Source organism: Rhizobium sp. USDA 3886, assembly GCF_056279785.1.
Window position 1 is genome coordinate 2036409 of record NZ_JBWCDC010000001.1, and the last position, 17656, is coordinate 2054064.

The 17656-nt window shown below is 60.9% G+C and carries 18 protein-coding genes and 1 tRNA gene; 8 read left to right on the forward strand and 11 right to left on the reverse strand.

What is annotated here, in order from left to right:
• Nucleotides 1-129: 129 nt before the first annotated feature.
• From ACZ9BX_RS10560 to ACZ9BX_RS10575, 4 genes are all read right to left on the reverse strand, one after another.
• Nucleotides 130-1128, reverse strand: coding sequence for an NAD(P)H-quinone oxidoreductase (locus tag ACZ9BX_RS10560; protein WP_476217713.1), 999 nt, complete (start codon nucleotides 1126-1128; stop codon nucleotides 130-132).
• Nucleotides 1129-1205: 77 nt separating this feature from the next.
• Nucleotides 1206-3011 carry a GGDEF domain-containing protein gene (locus ACZ9BX_RS10565; protein WP_476217715.1) on the reverse strand — a complete coding sequence of 602 codons (1806 nt, stop codon included), beginning with the start codon at nucleotides 3009-3011 and terminating at the stop codon, nucleotides 1206-1208.
• A 145-nt stretch (nucleotides 3012-3156) separates the two neighbouring features.
• The gene (locus ACZ9BX_RS10570; protein ID WP_027507654.1) at nucleotides 3157-3399 is read right to left on the reverse strand and encodes a ribbon-helix-helix domain-containing protein; all 243 of its coding nucleotides are present in this window, start codon (nucleotides 3397-3399) and stop codon (nucleotides 3157-3159) included.
• A gap of 180 nt (nucleotides 3400-3579) precedes the next feature.
• Nucleotides 3580-4134, reverse strand: a complete 555-nt coding sequence (locus tag ACZ9BX_RS10575) for an HdeD family acid-resistance protein (protein WP_476217718.1) — start codon at nucleotides 4132-4134, stop codon at nucleotides 3580-3582.
• Nucleotides 4135-4277: 143 nt separating this feature from the next.
• On the opposite strand from ACZ9BX_RS10575, the gene betI reads away from it, so the two are divergent.
• From betI to betA, 3 genes are all read left to right on the forward strand, one after another.
• Nucleotides 4278-4865: a transcriptional regulator BetI gene (gene betI / locus ACZ9BX_RS10580; RefSeq protein ID WP_027507656.1), complete on the forward strand. Its 588-nt coding sequence runs from the start codon at nucleotides 4278-4280 to the stop codon at nucleotides 4863-4865.
• Nucleotides 4866-5049: 184 nt separating this feature from the next.
• The gene (betB, locus tag ACZ9BX_RS10585) at nucleotides 5050-6513 is read left to right on the forward strand and encodes a betaine-aldehyde dehydrogenase (RefSeq protein ID WP_476217720.1); all 1464 of its coding nucleotides are present in this window, start codon (nucleotides 5050-5052) and stop codon (nucleotides 6511-6513) included.
• 180 nt (nucleotides 6514-6693) lie between these two features.
• On the forward strand, nucleotides 6694-8343 hold the full coding sequence (gene betA, locus ACZ9BX_RS10590) for a choline dehydrogenase (RefSeq protein ID WP_476217721.1): 1650 nt from the start codon (nucleotides 6694-6696) through the stop codon (nucleotides 8341-8343).
• 3 nt (nucleotides 8344-8346) lie between these two features.
• Here betA and ACZ9BX_RS10595 read toward each other — a convergent pair whose 3' ends face one another.
• The 3 genes from ACZ9BX_RS10595 to ACZ9BX_RS10605 form a co-directional block, all read right to left on the reverse strand.
• Nucleotides 8347-8712, reverse strand: coding sequence for a PIN domain-containing protein (locus tag ACZ9BX_RS10595; RefSeq protein WP_476217723.1), 366 nt, complete (start codon nucleotides 8710-8712; stop codon nucleotides 8347-8349).
• Nucleotides 8706-8921: a ribbon-helix-helix domain-containing protein gene (locus tag ACZ9BX_RS10600; RefSeq protein ID WP_027507660.1), complete on the reverse strand. Its 216-nt coding sequence runs from the start codon at nucleotides 8919-8921 to the stop codon at nucleotides 8706-8708. The genes ACZ9BX_RS10595 and ACZ9BX_RS10600 overlap by 7 nt, the downstream gene beginning before the upstream one ends.
• Before the next feature lie 117 nt (nucleotides 8922-9038).
• Nucleotides 9039-9947: a LysR substrate-binding domain-containing protein gene (locus ACZ9BX_RS10605; protein ID WP_476217725.1), complete on the reverse strand. Its 909-nt coding sequence runs from the start codon at nucleotides 9945-9947 to the stop codon at nucleotides 9039-9041.
• Between the two features lie 204 nt (nucleotides 9948-10151).
• Here ACZ9BX_RS10605 and ampC point away from each other — a divergent pair, with 204 nt between their 5' ends.
• On the forward strand, nucleotides 10152-11339 hold the full coding sequence (gene ampC, locus ACZ9BX_RS10610) for a class C beta-lactamase (protein ID WP_476217727.1): 1188 nt from the start codon (nucleotides 10152-10154) through the stop codon (nucleotides 11337-11339).
• A gap of 75 nt (nucleotides 11340-11414) precedes the next feature.
• Here the strand turns inward: ampC and ACZ9BX_RS10615 are convergent, their stop codons facing one another.
• From ACZ9BX_RS10615 to ACZ9BX_RS10625, 3 genes are all read right to left on the reverse strand, one after another.
• Nucleotides 11415-11891, reverse strand: coding sequence for a DUF6644 family protein (locus tag ACZ9BX_RS10615; RefSeq protein ID WP_132559695.1), 477 nt, complete (start codon nucleotides 11889-11891; stop codon nucleotides 11415-11417).
• Nucleotides 11892-11895: 4 nt separating this feature from the next.
• The gene (locus ACZ9BX_RS10620) at nucleotides 11896-12282 is read right to left on the reverse strand and encodes a DUF6152 family protein (RefSeq protein WP_476217729.1); all 387 of its coding nucleotides are present in this window, start codon (nucleotides 12280-12282) and stop codon (nucleotides 11896-11898) included.
• Nucleotides 12283-12423: 141 nt separating this feature from the next.
• A complete protein-coding gene (locus ACZ9BX_RS10625; protein ID WP_132559691.1) occupies nucleotides 12424-12873 on the reverse strand; it encodes an RrF2 family transcriptional regulator in 450 nt (149 codons plus the stop codon).
• A gap of 424 nt (nucleotides 12874-13297) precedes the next feature.
• Here ACZ9BX_RS10625 and ACZ9BX_RS10630 point away from each other — a divergent pair, with 424 nt between their 5' ends.
• The 3 genes from ACZ9BX_RS10630 to cysN are packed head-to-tail and all read left to right on the forward strand — an operon-like array spanning nucleotide 13298 to nucleotide 16537.
• Nucleotides 13298-14038, forward strand: coding sequence for a phosphoadenylyl-sulfate reductase (locus ACZ9BX_RS10630; RefSeq protein ID WP_476217732.1), 741 nt, complete (start codon nucleotides 13298-13300; stop codon nucleotides 14036-14038).
• A 59-nt stretch (nucleotides 14039-14097) separates the two neighbouring features.
• The gene (gene cysD / locus ACZ9BX_RS10635) at nucleotides 14098-15051 is read left to right on the forward strand and encodes a sulfate adenylyltransferase subunit CysD (RefSeq protein ID WP_476217734.1); all 954 of its coding nucleotides are present in this window, start codon (nucleotides 14098-14100) and stop codon (nucleotides 15049-15051) included.
• A gap of 1 nt (nucleotide 15052) precedes the next feature.
• Complete coding sequence (gene cysN, locus ACZ9BX_RS10640; protein WP_476217736.1) at nucleotides 15053-16537, forward strand: sulfate adenylyltransferase subunit CysN; 1485 nt, start codon at nucleotides 15053-15055, stop codon at nucleotides 16535-16537.
• A 137-nt stretch (nucleotides 16538-16674) separates the two neighbouring features.
• On the opposite strand, the gene ACZ9BX_RS10645 is transcribed toward cysN, so the two are convergent.
• A tRNA-Pro gene (locus ACZ9BX_RS10645) sits at nucleotides 16675-16751 on the reverse strand.
• A gap of 270 nt (nucleotides 16752-17021) precedes the next feature.
• On the opposite strand from ACZ9BX_RS10645, the gene ACZ9BX_RS10650 reads away from it, so the two are divergent.
• Nucleotides 17022-17423 (forward strand): hypothetical protein, encoded by a 402-nt coding sequence (locus ACZ9BX_RS10650; RefSeq protein ID WP_476217738.1) that lies wholly within the window; start codon nucleotides 17022-17024, stop codon nucleotides 17421-17423.
• Nucleotides 17424-17656: the final 233 nt, after the last annotated feature.

The window sequence follows — 17656 nt, forward strand, 5'->3', positions numbered from 1 at the left end:
TCAACGCCACATCAGGATGCGCAGTCTCGGGGCCGGGTTTCGGTCAGACGACAGTTCTGCGATCCCAGAGACTCATACTCGGCCAGGATCGGCTCTACCTTGTGCACCGATGCTGGTCCGAAGCTGACGTTAAACAGTCAGCATGATCTTGCCGATATGGCTGCTCGTTTCCATCAGCCTGTGCGCTTCAACGACATCCTCGAAGGCGAAGGTCTTGTGGATGACGGGGGCGACCTTGCCGGTTTCGAGGAGCGGCCAGACCTGGGAGAGTAGATCGTCGCGGATGGCGCGTTTTTCCTCCGCCGTACGCGGACGCATTAACGAGCCTGTGACGGTCAGGTGCTTGACCATGACCGGCGCGAGGTTGACCCTTTCGGCCACGGCCCCGCCGAGCAAGGCGATGATCGACAGGCAGCCGTCCCTGGCAAGCGAAGCGATGTTCTTTTCGAAATAGGCAGCACCGATCATGTCAAGCACGACATCGACGCCATGGCCGCCGGTTTCGGCCTTAATAACGTCTGCGAAATCCTCGCTCTTGTAATTGATCGCCCGCTTCGCGCCGAGCTTTTCGCAGGCATCGCATTTCTCCGCCGCGCCTGCGGTCGCATAGACCTCGGCGCCGAAGGCACGGGCGAGCTGGATCGCCGTGGTGCCAATGCCGCTGGAGCCCCCGTGGATGAGGACGCTTTCGCCCTCCGTCAGCCCGGCCATCTGGAAAAGGTTCGCCCAGACAGTGAAGAAGGTTTCCGGCAGGGCTGCGGCTTTCACCGCATCATAGCCCTTCGGAAAGGGCAAAACCTGGCCTGCGGGCAGCAAGCAATATTCGGCATAGGCGCCGCCATTGGCGAGGCCGCAGACCTTGTCGCCGACCGCGTATCCGGCAACGCCCGGACCGATGGCCGCCACTTCGCCGGAAAGCTCCAGTCCGAGAATCGGGCTTGCATCCTTCGGTGGCGGGTATGTTCCCTGGCGCTGCGCCACATCCGGACGGTTGATGCCGATCGCCTGCGCGCGGACCAGGATCTGCCCCGCGTCGGGCACCGGAACAGGTCCGGTCGCAATCCTCATGGCTTCTGGCGCGCCGAAGCTCGGCAGATCGACGAAACGCATGTTCGCTGGCAGGGGCATGACCGGTCTCCTCATTCCGAAAGCACAGGAGATAATTCAGGCTCCGGTGCTTGGGAAGGCGAGAAGTGCGAGAGGCGTCAATTCGCCTCGCCCAGCGGATGGAAGATCAGCCCGTCGGCGCTATCCTTCGCTTCGGCCTTGATATGGGCGATTTCGGCGCTGACCCGATTGATATCGTCGATCACCAGACCTTCCGGCAGTTCAAGCACGCCGATCGAGCAACGCATCAACGGGAAAAGCGCTTCCGTGCCGGCGCGGTCGTGACCGCGGATGCGGCCGGCAGCGCGGTCTTCGTCGGAGTAGAGATGGAGCACATCGTCGTGGAAATCGCTGATGAGCCGGTTGAGGATTTCTGTCAGCTCTTCCTTCGTCCAGCCGACGACGCCGATAAAGAAATCGTCGCCGCCGACATGGCCGAGGAAATGACGCTCAGCGAAGAAGTAACGGCGCATCAGCGCGGCAAAGAGCGAGATCGCATGATCGCCGAGATGGAAACCGTAGGCATCGTTGAAGGGCTTGAAGTTGTCGAAGTCGCAATAGCAGAAATGCCGCACCTCGTCGCCGTCGCGCCCGCACTGGCGCATGAAATCGCGGATGGCGCGGTTGCCCGGCAGGCTGGTCAGCGGGTTCTGGTCCTGCGCGGTCTTCAGCTGCTTCTCGTTGATGACCTTGATGAGCGAGGCGGCGGAGACGACGCCGGCATAGCGCATGTTGTCCGTGAGGATCAGGCAGTTGCTCCCTTCCATATTGGCGAAGATCGTCATCAGCCGCTCGGCGTCGGAATCGAGGCCGACGATTGGCGCCATTTCGACGAAGTGCGAGATCGTGCGCCCATAGACCTTGTTCTTCAGGAGATCGCGGCCGAAGGGCTGGTAGATATATTCCTTGAGATGATGCTCGTGGATGATGCCGCGCGGTTCGCCGTTGGCATTCAGCACCGGGAAGTAGGCCTGGCGCGGATTGCGGTGGAAGAGTTCGAAGACCGTGTCGATGCTGTCGTTTTCATAGACGGTCGGCAGCACCTCGATCTGCTTGCGGATGAGGATTTCATCGAGCGATTGCGTGTTGTGCTTGCTCTTGCCGAGATCCTGCAGATGCGGGAACGAGGACACGAGTTCGGACGTATGCGGCGTCGGCCGGGCAATGAACCAGCCCTGGACGAGATCGACGCCATATTCGCGGCAGGCGAGGAATTCCGCTTCGGATTCGATGCCCTCCGCGATCACCCGGGTGCCGAGCACATGGGCGATATTGACGATATTCTTCAACAGGTGGCGCTTGCGCGGCTTGCGGTCGATGTCGGCGACGAAGTGGCGGTCGATCTTGAGGTAATCGACGGCATAGTCGCAAAGCAGCTTCATTTCGCCGTGACCGACGCCGAAGTCGTCGATCGCAAGCTTGAAGCCGGTCTTGCGGAGCTTGGAGACCAGGGCCTCGAATTCCGGCACGCTGGTATTGTCGAAACGCTCGGAGAATTCGAAGCAGACCGACGATGGCGGGATGTTGGCGGCCTTCAGGTGGTGGAGCAGGGTTTCAATCAGGCGATCGCCGTGCGGGATCAGGCGAACGTCGAGATTAAGGAAAAGCGTCGAGCCCGAATAATTGCCGAGTGTCGCGAACTTGGCGAGCGCACGGCTGGCGACCATCTGTTCCAGCTGCAGCAACTGGCCTGCTCGATGCGCCTCATCAAGGATTTCAACAGGGGAATCGAAGCCGATGCGCTCCTGCCCACGCATCAGGGACTCGTACCCGAAGACCGTGCCCGTACCCGCTTCGACGATCGGCTGGAAAGCATTTTCGATGACGAGCTTCGCAAGCGTCACGATCTGATCGCTGGCATAACGGCGCAATACGTCCGGTTCGACGGCGGCAGCCAAAGACATGCCAAATTCTCCACTGTGAAGTCTTCTTTTTCGCAGCGAAGATGATGACAAAGGGTCAATGAACCCTTTCGCGAATATGAAACTTTTGTGAAAGCTTCGGACCGGAGCGCGTCAGCGTCCCGATCCAGTCCGATCAAAGGCTTAGTCAGGCTGAACGGCGACGTTCCGCTTCGTGATCGGCAAACATGTCTGCAACGCAGCGGCTTCCACTCGCGCGGTCCTCGTCATTCAGAACGTCGTCGCGATATTCTGCGAGCTTGCGGGCAGCATCCCAGAGGCGCAGCGCCTCACGGACGACTTCGCTGCTCGATGCATAGCCGCCATGATCGACGGCTTCGCGGATGCCTGCTGCCTGAACCGGTGATATGGAAACTGTGACCATCGGCATGAACTTCCTCCCTTCGTTTTTCTTTTGGGGCAGAACCTGCCCTACGCGGGATGCATGACCACTCATGACATCTGTTCCGGCAATGTCATCTGCCGGCGCCTTGGTATCTTTTGAATTTTAGTCCCGCCTCACATGCTTGTCAAAAAAGAAACATTCCGTGAGCACAGCCTGTGGACAGCCTCATTGCACGCTTCGAAGGCCGATGCCGAAAGCAATCATCGTCCAGCCCTGGAGAATGAGATCGACCGCCAGGAAAAGACCGAGGACCCAGAGGCTGTTCACCGGCCAGCCGAGCGCGATCACGAAGCCTGCAAGCGCGGTAACGACACCGCTTACGACGATCCAGCCCCATCCCTTGAGCGGCTTCATGCGGCGGCCGATAAAGACGCGGAAAACACCGGCGACCAGCAGAGCGACGGCGAGAAAGAGCGTCAGCGCGGCCGAGGTGAGGATCGGATTGATGAAGGCGAATATGCCTGCGAGCACGTAAAGCACGCCGCTCAGCGCCCAGAAGAGGATGTGCTCCCAGCCGCGCACCTGAAAGGCGTGGATGAGATAGATGATCCCGCCGAAAAGCATCAGCATTCCCACGTAATAGACCGACACCACCGTGGCGAGAAGCAGATTCCCGATCGCAATCAGGCCGCAGATCAACAGCAGTACGCCGAGGCCTACGAACCAGATCCACTTCGACTGCAGGGACGAGGATGGTACTTCATCGAAGACGCCAGCCATGACACACCTCCTGATCGCCGTTGATATGCTGCAGAATCGCGCACCGGAAAGGGTTGAGGCCTCTCAAACTCTGCTAAAAGATTTTTATTGATTGATCAGTCAATCAAAAATAAGATGCATCGAACTGCCGGGAGCTGGCCGTCATGCCGAAAGTCGGAATGGAACCTCTGCGCCGCAAGGCGCTCGTCGACGCTGCGTTGCGCGTGATCGGGGATCATGGCTCGCTGAGCGTCACCATGTCCGAGATCGCGCGCCAGGCCGGCGTTTCCCCTGCCCTTGCGCATCACTATTTCGGCAGCAAGGAACAGCTGCTGATCGAGACGATCCGTTCGCTGCTCAGGCAGTTGCACGACGACACGGTAACGGCGCTGAAAGCGGCCAGAACACCACGCGAGAAGCTCTCGACCGTCATCCGCGTCAGCTTCCAAGCCGATCAGTTCGCGCCGGAAACGATCGCCGCATGGCTCGCCTTCTATGCCGAGGCGCAGCGCTCGGAAGAGACGCGCCGCTTCCTCGTCATCTATGCCCGCCGGCTGCGTTCGAACCTGCTCGCCAACCTCAAGGCGCTGTGCCCGCGAGATGCCGCGGAACGCATCGCCGAAGGCGCGGCTGCGATGATCGACGGGCTCTATATCCGTCAAAGTCTGAAATCGGCACCCATCAGCATCGAGGCTTCGATCGGACTGACGGAGGATTATGTGACGATGCAGTTGGACAGGGTGAGGGAATGACGTTGCGTCCTTCAAAGCCCCTCATCCGGCCTGCCGGCCACCTTCTCCCCGTTTTGACGGGGAGAAGGTGAGTCGCCCGCAGCGTCCAGTCCCCTCTCCCCGCTCGCGGGGGGAGGGTTAGGGTGAGGGGCAGATGCATGTCGCAGCCTCGCCTTACAAAAACGCCAAACCGAGGACCGAACCCATGAAAGCCCAGCCGAAAGCGTCGCACTTTATCGACGGCGAATATGTCGAGGACGAAGCAGGCAGCGTCATCGAGAGCATCTATCCGGCCACCGGCGAAGTGATCGCGCGGCTGCATGCGGCAACGCCTGCAATTGTCGAGAAGGCGATCGCGGCCGCCAAGCGCGCGCAGCCGGAATGGGCGGCGATGAGCCCGACGGCACGCGGCCGCATCCTGAAGCGCGCTGCCGAGATCATGCGCGAGAAAAACCGCGAGCTTTCCGAACTCGAAACACTCGACACCGGCAAGCCGATCCAGGAAACCATCGTCGCCGACCCAACCTCCGGCGCCGACAGCTTCGAGTTCTTCGGCGGCATTGCGGCGGCCGGCCTCAACGGCTCCTATATCCCGCTCGGCGGCGATTTTGCCTATACGAAGCGCGTGCCGCTCGGTGTCTGCGTCGGCATCGGCGCCTGGAACTATCCGCAGCAGATCGCCTGCTGGAAAGGGGCGCCTGCGCTGATCGCCGGCAATGCGATGGTCTTCAAGCCGTCGGAAAATACACCGCTCGGCGCGCTGAAGATCGCCGAAATCCTCCACGAGGCAGGCCTGCCGAGTGGCCTTTTCAACGTGATCCAGGGCGACCGCGACACCGGACCGCTCCTTGTCAATCATCCGGACGTGGCGAAGGTGTCGCTCACCGGCTCGGTGCCGACTGGCCGCAAGGTCGCCGCCTCTGCCGCCAGCCATCTCAAGCATGTAACGATGGAACTCGGCGGCAAGTCGCCGCTGATCGTCTTCGACGATGCCGATCTCGACAGCGCCGTCGGCGGCGCGATGCTCGGCAATTTTTACTCCACCGGCCAGGTCTGCTCGAACGGCACGCGCGTCTTCGTACAGAGGAAGATCAAGGGCGAATTCCTGAAGCGGCTGAAGGCCCGCACCGAGGCGATCCTGATCGGCGATCCGATGGACGAGGCAACGCAGCTTGGCCCGATGGTTTCCTTCGACCAGCGGCAGAAGGTGTTGAGCTACATCGACAAGGGCAAGTCCGAGGGGGCGACGCTCGTCACCGGCGGCGGCATTCCGAACAACGTTTCGGGCGAAGGCTATTACGTCCAGCCGACCGTCTTTGCCGACGTGACCGACGGGATGACGATCGCCCGCGAGGAGATCTTCGGGCCGGTGATGTGCGTGTTGGACTTTGACGACGAGGCGGAGGTGATCGGCCGTGCGAACGCCACCGAATTCGGCCTTTCCGGCGGCGTCTTCGCCGCCGACTTGACGCGCGCCCACCGCGTCGTCGACCAGCTCGAAGCCGGTACTCTGTGGATCAACACCTACAACCTCTGCCCGGTCGAGATCCCATTCGGCGGTTCGAAACAATCGGGCTTCGGACGGGAGAATTCGATTGCGGCGCTGGAGCATTATTCGGAGCTGAAGACGGTTTACGTGGGCATGGGGCCGGTTGTGGCGCCTTATTGATCGCCGGTTAAGAAGACCCCTCCCCACAAGGGGGAGGGGCTACTGTGTGGCACCGCTTTCAACCTCAAGCGCCTTCAGAGTATTCGGCGCTGCTTTCAGGTAGGACGATGCAGCAGGTTGACCCCTCCGCCTTGTGGGGAGGGGTTGGGGAGGGGAAGAGACAAATACCGAGGGTACATCATGCAAGCAGACTTCGTCATCATCGGCTCCGGCTCGGCAGGCTCGGCGCTTGCCTACCGTCTCTCGGAAGACGGCAAGCATACTGTGATCGTCATCGAGGCGGGCGGCAGCGATTTCGGGCCGTTCATCCAGATGCCGGCGGCACTCGCCTGGCCGATGAGCATGAAGCGCTACAACTGGGGCTACCTCTCCGAACCGGAGCCTGCCCTCAACGACCGGCGCATCACCGCGCCGCGCGGCAAGGTGATCGGCGGCTCCTCCTCAATCAACGGCATGGTCTATGTGCGCGGCCATGCCGAGGACTATAACCGCTGGGAAGAGTTCGGCGCCCACGGCTGGGCCTATGCCGACGTGCTGCCCTACTTCAAGCGCATGGAGCATTCGCACGGCGGCGAGGAAGGCTGGCGCGGCACCGACGGCCCGCTGCACGTGCAGCGCGGCGGTTTCCGCAATCCGCTGTTCCACGCATTCATCGAGGCAGGCAAGCAGGCGGGCTTCGAGGCGACGGACGACTACAACGGCTCGAAGCAGGAAGGCTTCGGTCTAATGGAGCAAACCATCTTCCGCGGCCGCCGCTGGTCCGCGGCGAGCGCCTATCTGAAGCCGGCGCTGCGGCGGCCGAATGTCGACATCACCTACGGCCTGGCGCGCAGGATCGTCATCGAAAACGGCCGCGCCACCGGCGTCGAGATCGAGCGCGGCGGCAAGACCGAGATCATCAAGGCGAACCGCGAGGTGATCGTCTCCGCCTCCTCCTTCAACTCGCCGAAGCTTCTGATGCTTTCCGGCATCGGCCCAGGCGCGCATTTGCAGGAGCACGGCATCGAGGTGAAGGCCGAGCGGCCGGGCGTCGGTGCCAACCTGCAGGACCATATGGAATTCTATTTCCAGCAAATCAGCACCAAGCCAGTCTCGCTCTATTCCTGGCTTCCCTGGTTCTGGCAGGGGGTCGCGGGCGCGCAATGGATGTTCACGCGCTCGGGTCTCGGCACCTCCAACCAGTTCGAGGCCTGCGCCTTCCTGCGTTCCGCGCCCGGCATCAGGCAGCCGGACATCCAGTATCACTTCCTGCCGGTGGCGATCAGCTATGACGGCAAGGCGGCGGCGAAGAGCCACGGCTTCCAGGTGCATGTCGGCTACAATCTGTCGAAGTCGCGCGGCGCCGTCACCTTGCGCTCGCCCGATCCGAAGGCCGATCCCGTCATCCGCTTCAACTATATGAGCCATCCGGAAGACTGGGAGAAATTCCGCCACTGCGTGCGCCTCACGCGAGAGATCTTCGGCCAGCAGGCCTTCGATCCGTATCGCGGGGCGGAGATCCAGCCGGGCGAGAAAGTGCAGACGGACGACGAGATCGATGCGTTCCTGCGCGAGCATCTTGAAAGCGCCTACCACCCCTGCGGCACCTGCAAGATGGGCGCCAAGGACGATCCGTTTGCCGTCGTCGATCCGGAAACCCGCGTCATCGGCGTCGATGGCCTGCGCGTGGTCGACTCGTCGATCTTCCCGCATATTACCTACGGCAACCTCAACGGCCCCTCGATCATGACCGGCGAAAAGGCGGCGGACCATATCCTCGGCAAGCAGCCGCTGCCGCGCTCGAACCAGGAGCCCTGGGTCAATCCGCGCTGGGCATTGAGCGAGCGGTGAGGATCAACGCAGATATGGGACGCGGATGCCAGGATTATCCGCCGGAAAGTCCTTGGTGTTGCGCGTCACCAGGAGCAGGGATTGGGTATCGGCGGTGGACCAGATGATCGCGGCCGGCAATTTGATCCGATGACGCTGCCTTAAGCGAACAGCGCCCTCCGCTATCGCACTGTCAACCGCAATGACCTGGAAGCTATTCAAGAAGCTTCGGGTCGCCGCCTCGACCTCGGGAGCAGCGCCAATCAAAACTTCCATCCACGTGATGATGCTGATGGCGCGGCGTTCATAGCGATCAAGTTCGTCGCGGGCTTCGGGTATGGCGTTGAGATAGTCGATCAGGATGTTCGTATCGAAGAGCGCTTTCACCATTCGTTTCGAACTTTATCCTGGTATTCTAGTCCGTCAATTTTTCTGTCGCCCCAAAGCCCGAAAGCCTCGTCTTGCCTGATACGTTCATGACGCGCCAGAAAATCGTTCACGGCTTTGCGGACGAGCGAGGCGCGCGACACGTTCTCGCTTTTCGCCATCTCATCCAGCGCCTTTAATTCTGCTTCGCCGATATCGATCAGGGTCCGCACGATATACTCTCCTGCTGATATATGATATGTATATCGAATAACTTCAGCGAGCAAGATTCTTATGAACCTGGAAACCGTGGCTGCGAGCGCAAATCCCGCGGCACGCTCGAACCAGCGTCAGCTTTCGCGGTCAGCCACGGTTAGCCCGGTCTCCGCCGTCGCGACTTCAACAAGCCAGTCCCGGAAGGCAACCATTGCCGCCGACTCGGGGCGCGATTGCAGGCGCGTCAGCCAATAGCTTCCCATCGTCACAACGATGTCGAAAGGCTGCCGGATGACTTCTGCGTGCAGATGACGAGAAAACAACAATGGCGGCGCCAGGGCAACGCCTGCGCCCTGCAGCGCAGCTTCCATCATGGCAAGCGAGGAGTCGAAAACGATGCTGCTCGGTAGGGGCACGTCTGCCGGCAGGCCTGCCGCAAAAAACCATTGCGGCCATTCGTCGGCCCTGTAGGAACGCAAGAGCGTATGCTTGAACACATCGGCCGGTACTTTCAGTTGCTCGGCGATTTCGGGAATGCAGAGAACCGAAAGCGGTGCATCCAAAAGCCGCAACGCGTCAACGCCATGCCATGCGCCCGTTCCGAAACGGATCGCATAATCGAGCCCTTCGGCGGCGATATCCACGCGGTTGTTGTTTGTTGAGAGGCGCAGGTCGACGAACGGATTTTGCGCTTTGAAGGCAGGCAGGCGCGGCAGCAGCCAGCCGACGGCAAAGGTTCCGACAGCACCCACCCTGAGAACTTCGCGGTAGCGGCCGCCTTCGAAACGCTCCAACGCCCCGGCGATACGGTCGAAGGCCTCCCGCAATGTTGGCAGCAGCGTCTCGCCTTCGCTCGTCAGCATGAGACCGCGCGGAAGCCGCGTGAACAAGGTGACGTTCAACTGGCTTTCCAGTGCCTTGACCTGGTGACTGACGGCAGCCTGCGTAACGCACAATTCGATTGCCGCTCTGGTGAAACTCAAATGTCGCGCCGATGCCTCAAAGGCTCGAAGCGCATTCAACGGCAGATGAGGACGGACCATTCAAACCCAAATTTTTCTAATAGCGCGGGCAAAATATCGTCGTTTGTTGAGCGCGTATAGACTTCGTATATCCGCCTTACCTGTTCCGGTCCCTCGATATGCGTCCAACGCAGCAAACCGGGTTTGCAGGCATCGAAAGACATACTGATTACCTGTTGTCGCTCGCAAAACGCGATTGCGCAAATACGAAGGCTTGTATCCGCCATGAAAAAGATTTGCATTCCAAAGTCTGGGATTATTCTTGCCGCCTCCTTTTTTGCCGGTGCCTGCGCCCATGCTGCTGACGAAGACCAAAGCCGGATCGAGCGCGTCGTGAACGCGGCGATCCGGCCCATCTTGGAAGAGCATAATGTTCCGGGTATCGCTGTGGCGATCACGACCCCAGGAGAGCGATATTTCTTTGGTTACGGTGTCGCCTCCAGGAAGAGCAATGCAAAGGTCACCGGGGACACGATTTTCGAGATCGGCTCCATCAGCAAGACCTTCACCGCGACGCTTGCCTCCTACGCGCAGGCAAAGGGAGCTCTTTCCCTTTCCGACAACGCGAGCAAGTATCTGCCGGCGCTTTCCGGCAGCAGCTTCGACAAGATCAGCCTTCTTGATCTCGGCACTTACACGGCCGGTGGCCTGCCGCTGCAGTTTCCGGATGATGTGAATGGTCAGGAGGGTATGGTCGCCTACTTTAGAGGCTGGCGCCCGGGTTACGCCACCGGTACGCATCGGGTCTACTCTAACCCGAGCATCGGCCTCTTTGGCTATCTCGCGGCCAGAAGCATGGGCAAGCCATTTGACGACCTGATGGAAAAGAAGCTCTTTCCGTTGCTTGGCCTGACCCGGACCTACATCACGATTCCGCAGGACCGCATGAACGAATATGCTTACGGCTATTCGAAAGATGGCAAGCCTGTTCGCGTGACGGCGGGCGTTCTGGATTCGGAAGCCTATGGCGTGAAGACGACGGCGCCTGACCTGCTCAGGTTCGTCGAGGCGAATATGGATAACGCCAAGCTGGACGAAACGCTCCAGCGCGCGATCGCCGCAACGCATACCGGATACTACAAAGTCAGCGATATGGTGCAGGGCCTGGGATGGGAGATGTATGCCTATCCGGTGGAACTCGACCGGCTGCTTGCGGGAAATTCCGCGGAGATGGCCCGCAAGCCAAATGAGGCGACCAGGCTAACCCCGCCGCTTGTGCCACGGGGCGACATGCTCGTCAATAAAACCGGCTCCACGAACGGCTTCGGCGCTTATGTCGCCTTCGTTCCCGCCAAGGGTATCGGCATCGTGATGCTGGCGAACAGGAACTATCCCAACCCGGCGCGTGTGAAGGCCGCATACCGGATACTGACGGCGCTGGATGGCCGGCCCGGTTCGACGAGTTCTCGCTGAGAACCCTCTCCGATTTGAAAGATAGCCCACCACGCGCATTCGGCATGGCGGGCCAATGCGCTTTCAGAGATCAAGCTATATGAAGCCGATCCATCGCCCCGCGACGACGGCAGCAAGCCATATCATTGCTGAAAACAGGGCTCCCATACGCAAGCGCGCTGCAGTGACCGCTCCGGCAATCGACTTTCGCCACGCATATCCGGCATGCGCAATGCCCGCATTCAAGACACCGAGGGCGAGCAACCCGATCTTTGCCAGAAACGCCGGGTTTCCCGCATATTCCATCGGCCGGACGCTGAAGAGGCAGAAGCCGGTAACGATGGCCGCGGCCAGGCCGATTGCCGCCGCGCGCGACAGGAAGGGTCCAACCACCGAGAGCGGGACCGACGGAAAGAAGCCCATCAGCTTCAGATCGAGCGGTAGGATCGCGCCGATCAGCAGGCCGATAGACAGAATGTGCGAGGCGTTGACGAACATGTAGAGGAGTGCCGAGCGCCGCAACGCGACGGCGAGCGGCGTTGCTGCAAGCCATTCCAGAAGCGCGATCGTCATGCGGTCAATTCGTCCGGATTCGTTCGGGGTAGAGATCGTAGCGCTTCTCGCCGACCGTGATCCGCACGGCTTTCATGCGCTTTTCATTCCGATCCAGCGAGCGGTTTCCGATCGCGACGATCTGGTCGCCCTTCTTTGCCGAGCCCTCGACGAAGCCTGAGCGTTCCGTCTGGCGCGGATTGGCGAGTTCGACGCGCCAGACGCCGTCATCGGCGGTCGCGACGTCGAGCGCGGGATGCGGACCGCCCATGGAGATATTCTGGATCGTCCCTCTCAACTCCATCTGCTCGGCCTCTGCCCAGGACCAGCCGTGATGGGCCGCCGCGCCGGTGGCAAAAGCGCCTGCCAGGAACGCCCCTAAGACGATCTGCTTCGTGGATAAGACACGCATTTCAGTTCTCCCTGCCCTTTGCGAACAGGTCCGAATTGGCGCAGACCGGCGGCTTTGAAAGGTTTTTCACCAAATGTTGAAACAAGCGCGATTTTCGGGGCGCGCGGCCGGCAGTCAGGAACGAAGAAGCGCAGGCTAGGGTCAGGCAAGGAGCCGGGTGACTTCTGCGCCACGTTTTGCCGGAGCAACCGCATCAGCGATCGTCGTCGAAAACAACACCTTGCGCGTTGCGTCCGCCACCTTGGCGAAGACGTGACGGATTTCGCAGGTCTGCTCGCCATCGCAATCGTCGCATTTGCGGTAAGCGGTGATCGAAAGGCACGGAAGCGGCGCGATCGGGCCGTCGATAATGCGCAGGATTTCGCCGAAGGTGATCATGTCGGCCGGTTTCAGAAGCAGATAGCCGCCCGCCTTGCCACGGCGACTTGCCACGATGCCCTGATGCTTGAGATCAAGCAGGATCTGCTCGAGGAATTTCTTCGGGATTTTCTGCTGCGCTGCGATATCCGAAATCATGACGGGCTCGCCGGCATCGGCTTCCGCCAGGACCGTCAGCGCCCGGAGCGCGTATTTTGCTTTCTGCGTAATCATTTTGGACCGTCACACACACGAGCGATGCGACTCGCCGCACCACCTCTGAAGCTTACCTGTCCCCTATCGCACAACCAGCATGAACGGAAGTTGAACGCGCAGGCGAAAGCCTTGGAAGACAAGCATTTTGGCCTTGTTTTTCTCGCTCGGCCAAGAGGCGGAATTCTACGCCGAAATTGCGCCTCCTGCATCTTTTTTCGGCATCACTTCAGATTTCGAATTGACAGGCGGCGTGTAACTCTACTAATTTTATAGAGATTGAAACTGCCTGAGCCAGATTGTTGGTGTGGGCGGCTGCTTTTCTGCGTTGCAGCGGCTTCGGAGAGATATTTGCTCCCGCATGCGCTGCTTTCGAAATCCGTTTTTCTGTGCGATCCGTCCTCAAGCTGCGATACTCCGGCCAACATCGAGGACAGGATTCCCCATGACTGTTGTCAATATCATCGAAGAAGCGGAAACGCTGAACGCGAAACTTGCGACCCTGAGCCTGGCCGAACGTTTGTCGTTTGTCGCCGGTCTTGGCGTAAGAGTCGTCTTCACGACGTCGCTTGGCATCGAAGACCAGGTGATCACCGCCGAGATCGGCAATCATCGCCTGCCGATCGACGTGGTGACGCTGCAGACCGGCCGCCTCTTCCCGGAGACGCTGGCGCTGATCGCCGAAACCGAAAGCCAATACGACATTCACATTACCCGCTACGAGCCCGAGCAGGCCGACATCGATGCCTATGCGGCGAAATACGGCATGAACGGCTTTTATGAGAGCATCGAAGCCAGGCATGCCTGTTGTGGCGTGCGCAAGCTCAAGCCGCTTGCGCGGGCCTTAGCAGGCGCAACGATCTGGATCACCGGGCTGCGCCGCGGCCAGTCCGCCAACCGCGCTGAAACGCCTTTTGCGGAGTATGACGCCGAGCGGCATCTCCTGAAGATCAATCCGCTTGCCGACTGGGATATCGACACAATCAAGTCCTACGTCGCCGACAACAGCGTGCCAGTCAATCCGCTGCATGCCCGCGGCTACCCTTCCATCGGCTGCGAGCCGTGCACGCGCGCCATCAAGCCCGGCGAGCCGGAACGTGCCGGGCGCTGGTGGTGGGAACAGGACGAAAAGCGCGAATGCGGCCTGCATGTTGCCGAAGAGGCGACGGCGGTTGCAGCGCAATAGTCAGGAAAGAGTGAGAGGCAAATGCCTCCCCACCAATGATCGAAAGTCTGGAGTAGGAAATGCCCAATAGCCGTCCGGATACGGAACTCAACAATCCGCAGAGCGCCAAGCCGCCGCTCGATCCGCACCTGAAGGCTCTGGAAAACGAGTCCATCCACATCTTCCGCGAGGTTGCGGCCGAGTTCGAGCGCCCGGTGATGCTCTATTCGATCGGCAAGGACTCGTCGGTTCTGCTGCATCTTGCCCGCAAGGCCTTCTATCCGGGCCGTGTCCCCTTCCCGCTGCTGCATGTGAACACCGGCTGGAAATTCCAGGAGATGATCGCGTTTCGCGACGAGACCGCGAAGAAGTACGAGCTGGACCTGATCGAACACATCAATCCGCGCGGCGCCGCCGAAGGCATCACCCCCTTCAGCCATGGCTCTGCGACCTTTACCGACATCATGAAGACCGAAGGCCTGCGCCAGGCACTCGACGCCGGGCAGTTCGACGCCGCCTTCGGCGGTGCACGGCGCGACGAGGAGGCGAGCCGCGCCAAGGAGCGCATCTACTCCTTCCGCACGCCGGACCATCGCTGGGATCCGCGCAACCAGCGCCCCGAGCTCTGGAACATCTACAACGGCCAGATCCGCAAGGGCGAAAGCGTGCGCGCCTTCCCGCTCTCCAACTGGACCGAAGTCGATATCTGGCGCTACATCCAGGCCGAAGACATTCCGCTGGTACCGCTCTACTACGCGAAGAGGCGCCCTTACGTCGAGCGCGACGGCATGATGATCCTCGCGGAAGACGCGCGGCTGGAACTGCTTCCCGGCGAAACCCGCCAGGAAGGCATGATCCGCTTCCGCACCCTCGGCGATTTCCCGCTGACGGGTGCTATCCGCTCCACCGCCACCACCCTTGAAGACGTCATAGCGGAGTTGGAAATCGCAACCGTTTCCGAACGCCAGGGCCGCGCCATCGACCGCGATCAGTCCGGCTCCATGGAAAAGAAGAAGCGTGAAGGATATTTCTGAGATGACTGCAGCAGCACCTGCAACCGCCGTCGCCCTGCCCGCCGCCGAGCCACTAATGGCCACGCGCGACACGCGGCCGTTGCGCCTCATCACCTGCGGCAGCGTCGACGACGGCAAATCCACGCTGATCGGCCGGCTGCTCTGGGACACCAAGGCCGTCAAGGAAGACCAGGCGGCGACACTCCAACGCGATTCCACCGGCAAGCAGAATGATCTCGGCCTGCCCGACTTCGCACTGCTGCTGGATGGCCTGCAGGCCGAGCGCGAACAGGGCATCACCATCGACGTCGCCTATCGCTATTTCCAGACCGACAAGCGCGCCTTCATCGTCGCCGACACACCCGGCCATGAACAATACACCCGCAACATGGCAACCGGCGCCTCGACCGCCGATCTCGCCATCCTGCTCGTTGATGCCCGCATGGGAATTCTCGAGCAGACGCGTCGCCACGCCACCATCGCTTCCCTGCTCGGCATCAAGCAGTTCGTGCTCGCCGTCAACAAGATCGACCTGACCGGCTACGACCGCGCAGGCTTCGAGAAGATCACGCATGACTTCAAGGAATTTGCGCTCTCGCTCGGCGTCAAGCAGATCACCGCGATCCCGATGTCGGCGCTGAAGGGCGAAAACGTCGTCTATTCCGGCCAGGCCGCCATGCCCTGGTACACGGGGCCGACGCTGGTCGAGACGCTAGAGCTTGCCACGGTGCGTTCTTCGCAGACCGTCGGCTTCCGCCTCTCGGTGCAGCGTGTTTCGCGCCCCGGCGAAAGCTTCCGCGGCTATCAGGGCACGGTTGCCGGCGGCGCGGTGAAGCCGGGCGACAGCGTCATGATCCTGCCGTCCGGCATGGTCGCCAATGTCTCCAGGATCGTCACCTTCGACCTCGTGCGCAACGCGGCCGTCGCGGGCGACGCAATCACCCTCGTGCTCGACCGCCAGGTGGACGTCGCGCGCGGCGACATGATCGTCTCGATCGACAGCCAGCCGCAGGTCGGACTTGCCTTCGACGCGCAAATCGTGGCGCTGCAGCCCGAAGGCATCGAGGCCGGCAAGCGCTACTGGCTGAAGAGCGGCAGCCGCCGCCAGCGCGTTCAGGTTCAGCCGGTCAGCCAGTTGGAGCTGACGACCGGCGCCTGGAACTCGGCCGAGCGGCTTTACATGAATGCGATCGGCAAGGTGCGCCTCGCCTTCGATGAAGCGGCGATCTTCGATCCCTACGAGCAGAATCGCTCCTCCGGCGCCTTCATTCTCATCGACCCGGATTCCAACAACACGGTGGCCGGCGGCATGATAACCGGCAAGCGCTCGGAACTCGGCGGCCTCCACGCCGGCGACGCGCGCGTCGTCCTCTCGCTGCCCGCCGACCTCGCCGAGCAGATCATGGCGAGTGAAGTCTTCGCCAACCGCCGCGACGAGGCGCACGTACACCGGATGACCGCTGCGGAAGCGGCGGAACTCTGGAAGAACGCCGCAAGCGATATCTGAGACTGAAGATGGGGCCGGAAGGCCCCTTTTTCTTGCCGTGTCGAGGCGCATTACGCATCCTGGCGCAAACAGATCGCTGCGCGCAGTGTGCGGCGCAAATACTCGTGCGGGATCAGGGAAAGTCGGGAAAAATCGGCTGGTCGGAGTGGAGTGATTCGAACACTCGACCCCCACGTCCCGAACGTGGTGCGCTACCAGACTGCGCTACACTCCGTGACCAGCGGCGCCTCTATAGACCGGCCCATCTTATTGCGCAAGCACCAAATTCCAAAACCGGGCCGCATTTTTTGACAGAGGCGTGACAGGGCCGCGCGCGGCCCAAAACGTCAACAAAAAGCCACAGTCGCGGCAAATTTCGCAATCGCGAAGGCGGGGTAATTTTCTTTTGCAGGGTTCCGCGCTAAGGGGCTTTCGGGACAAGCGGAAACCGTTGGCTGACAGCGATTCCCGCCGTCGAATGCGCGACAAATTCAGGGACGATTAGATGAAACTCCGCACCATTGCCGCGGCCGGGCTTGCCATTGCGCTTGCCGGCTGCACGACCATTCCTTCTGCAGGCGATCCGATTTCCGCACGCTGGGTCGGCCAGTCGGCCGGCAAGTTCTTCGCCGCCTACGGTCCGCCAATCGCCGACACCGAAAACGGCTCGGCCACCGTCTACACCTGGAAGGGCGGCTACAAGAGGGTCCGCGTCCCGGCGAAATATGCCGAAGGCGAAAACGGCAAGCGCGGCAAGCAGATCGCGGCGACCCGCACGCTCTATCTACGCTGCCAGGCCGAAGTCATCACCGATTCCAGCTATACCATCCGCAGCATCCGCACCGTTGGCGACATCCCCGGCGAAAATAGCAAGTCATATTGCGCGGAGTTTCTGGCACCGGCATAGTAAGGGGCAGTGATGTGACAGGCATTGGTGTCTAGCGACAGGCGGCCTCTTGGCCGCCTGTCCTTTTAGCCCACCGGGATCAAAAGCAGCCTCCTATGTCTCGCGGCGGATATTTCGAAGCCGCCAGAGCAGATAAAAAGGGTCTTCTTTTTACCGCGTCTCGTTTTTCTCTAACATCAGCTTGCTGCGTCGCTATCAAACCGAGGCCGCCTTGGGCCGGTTCCGTCAGCCGG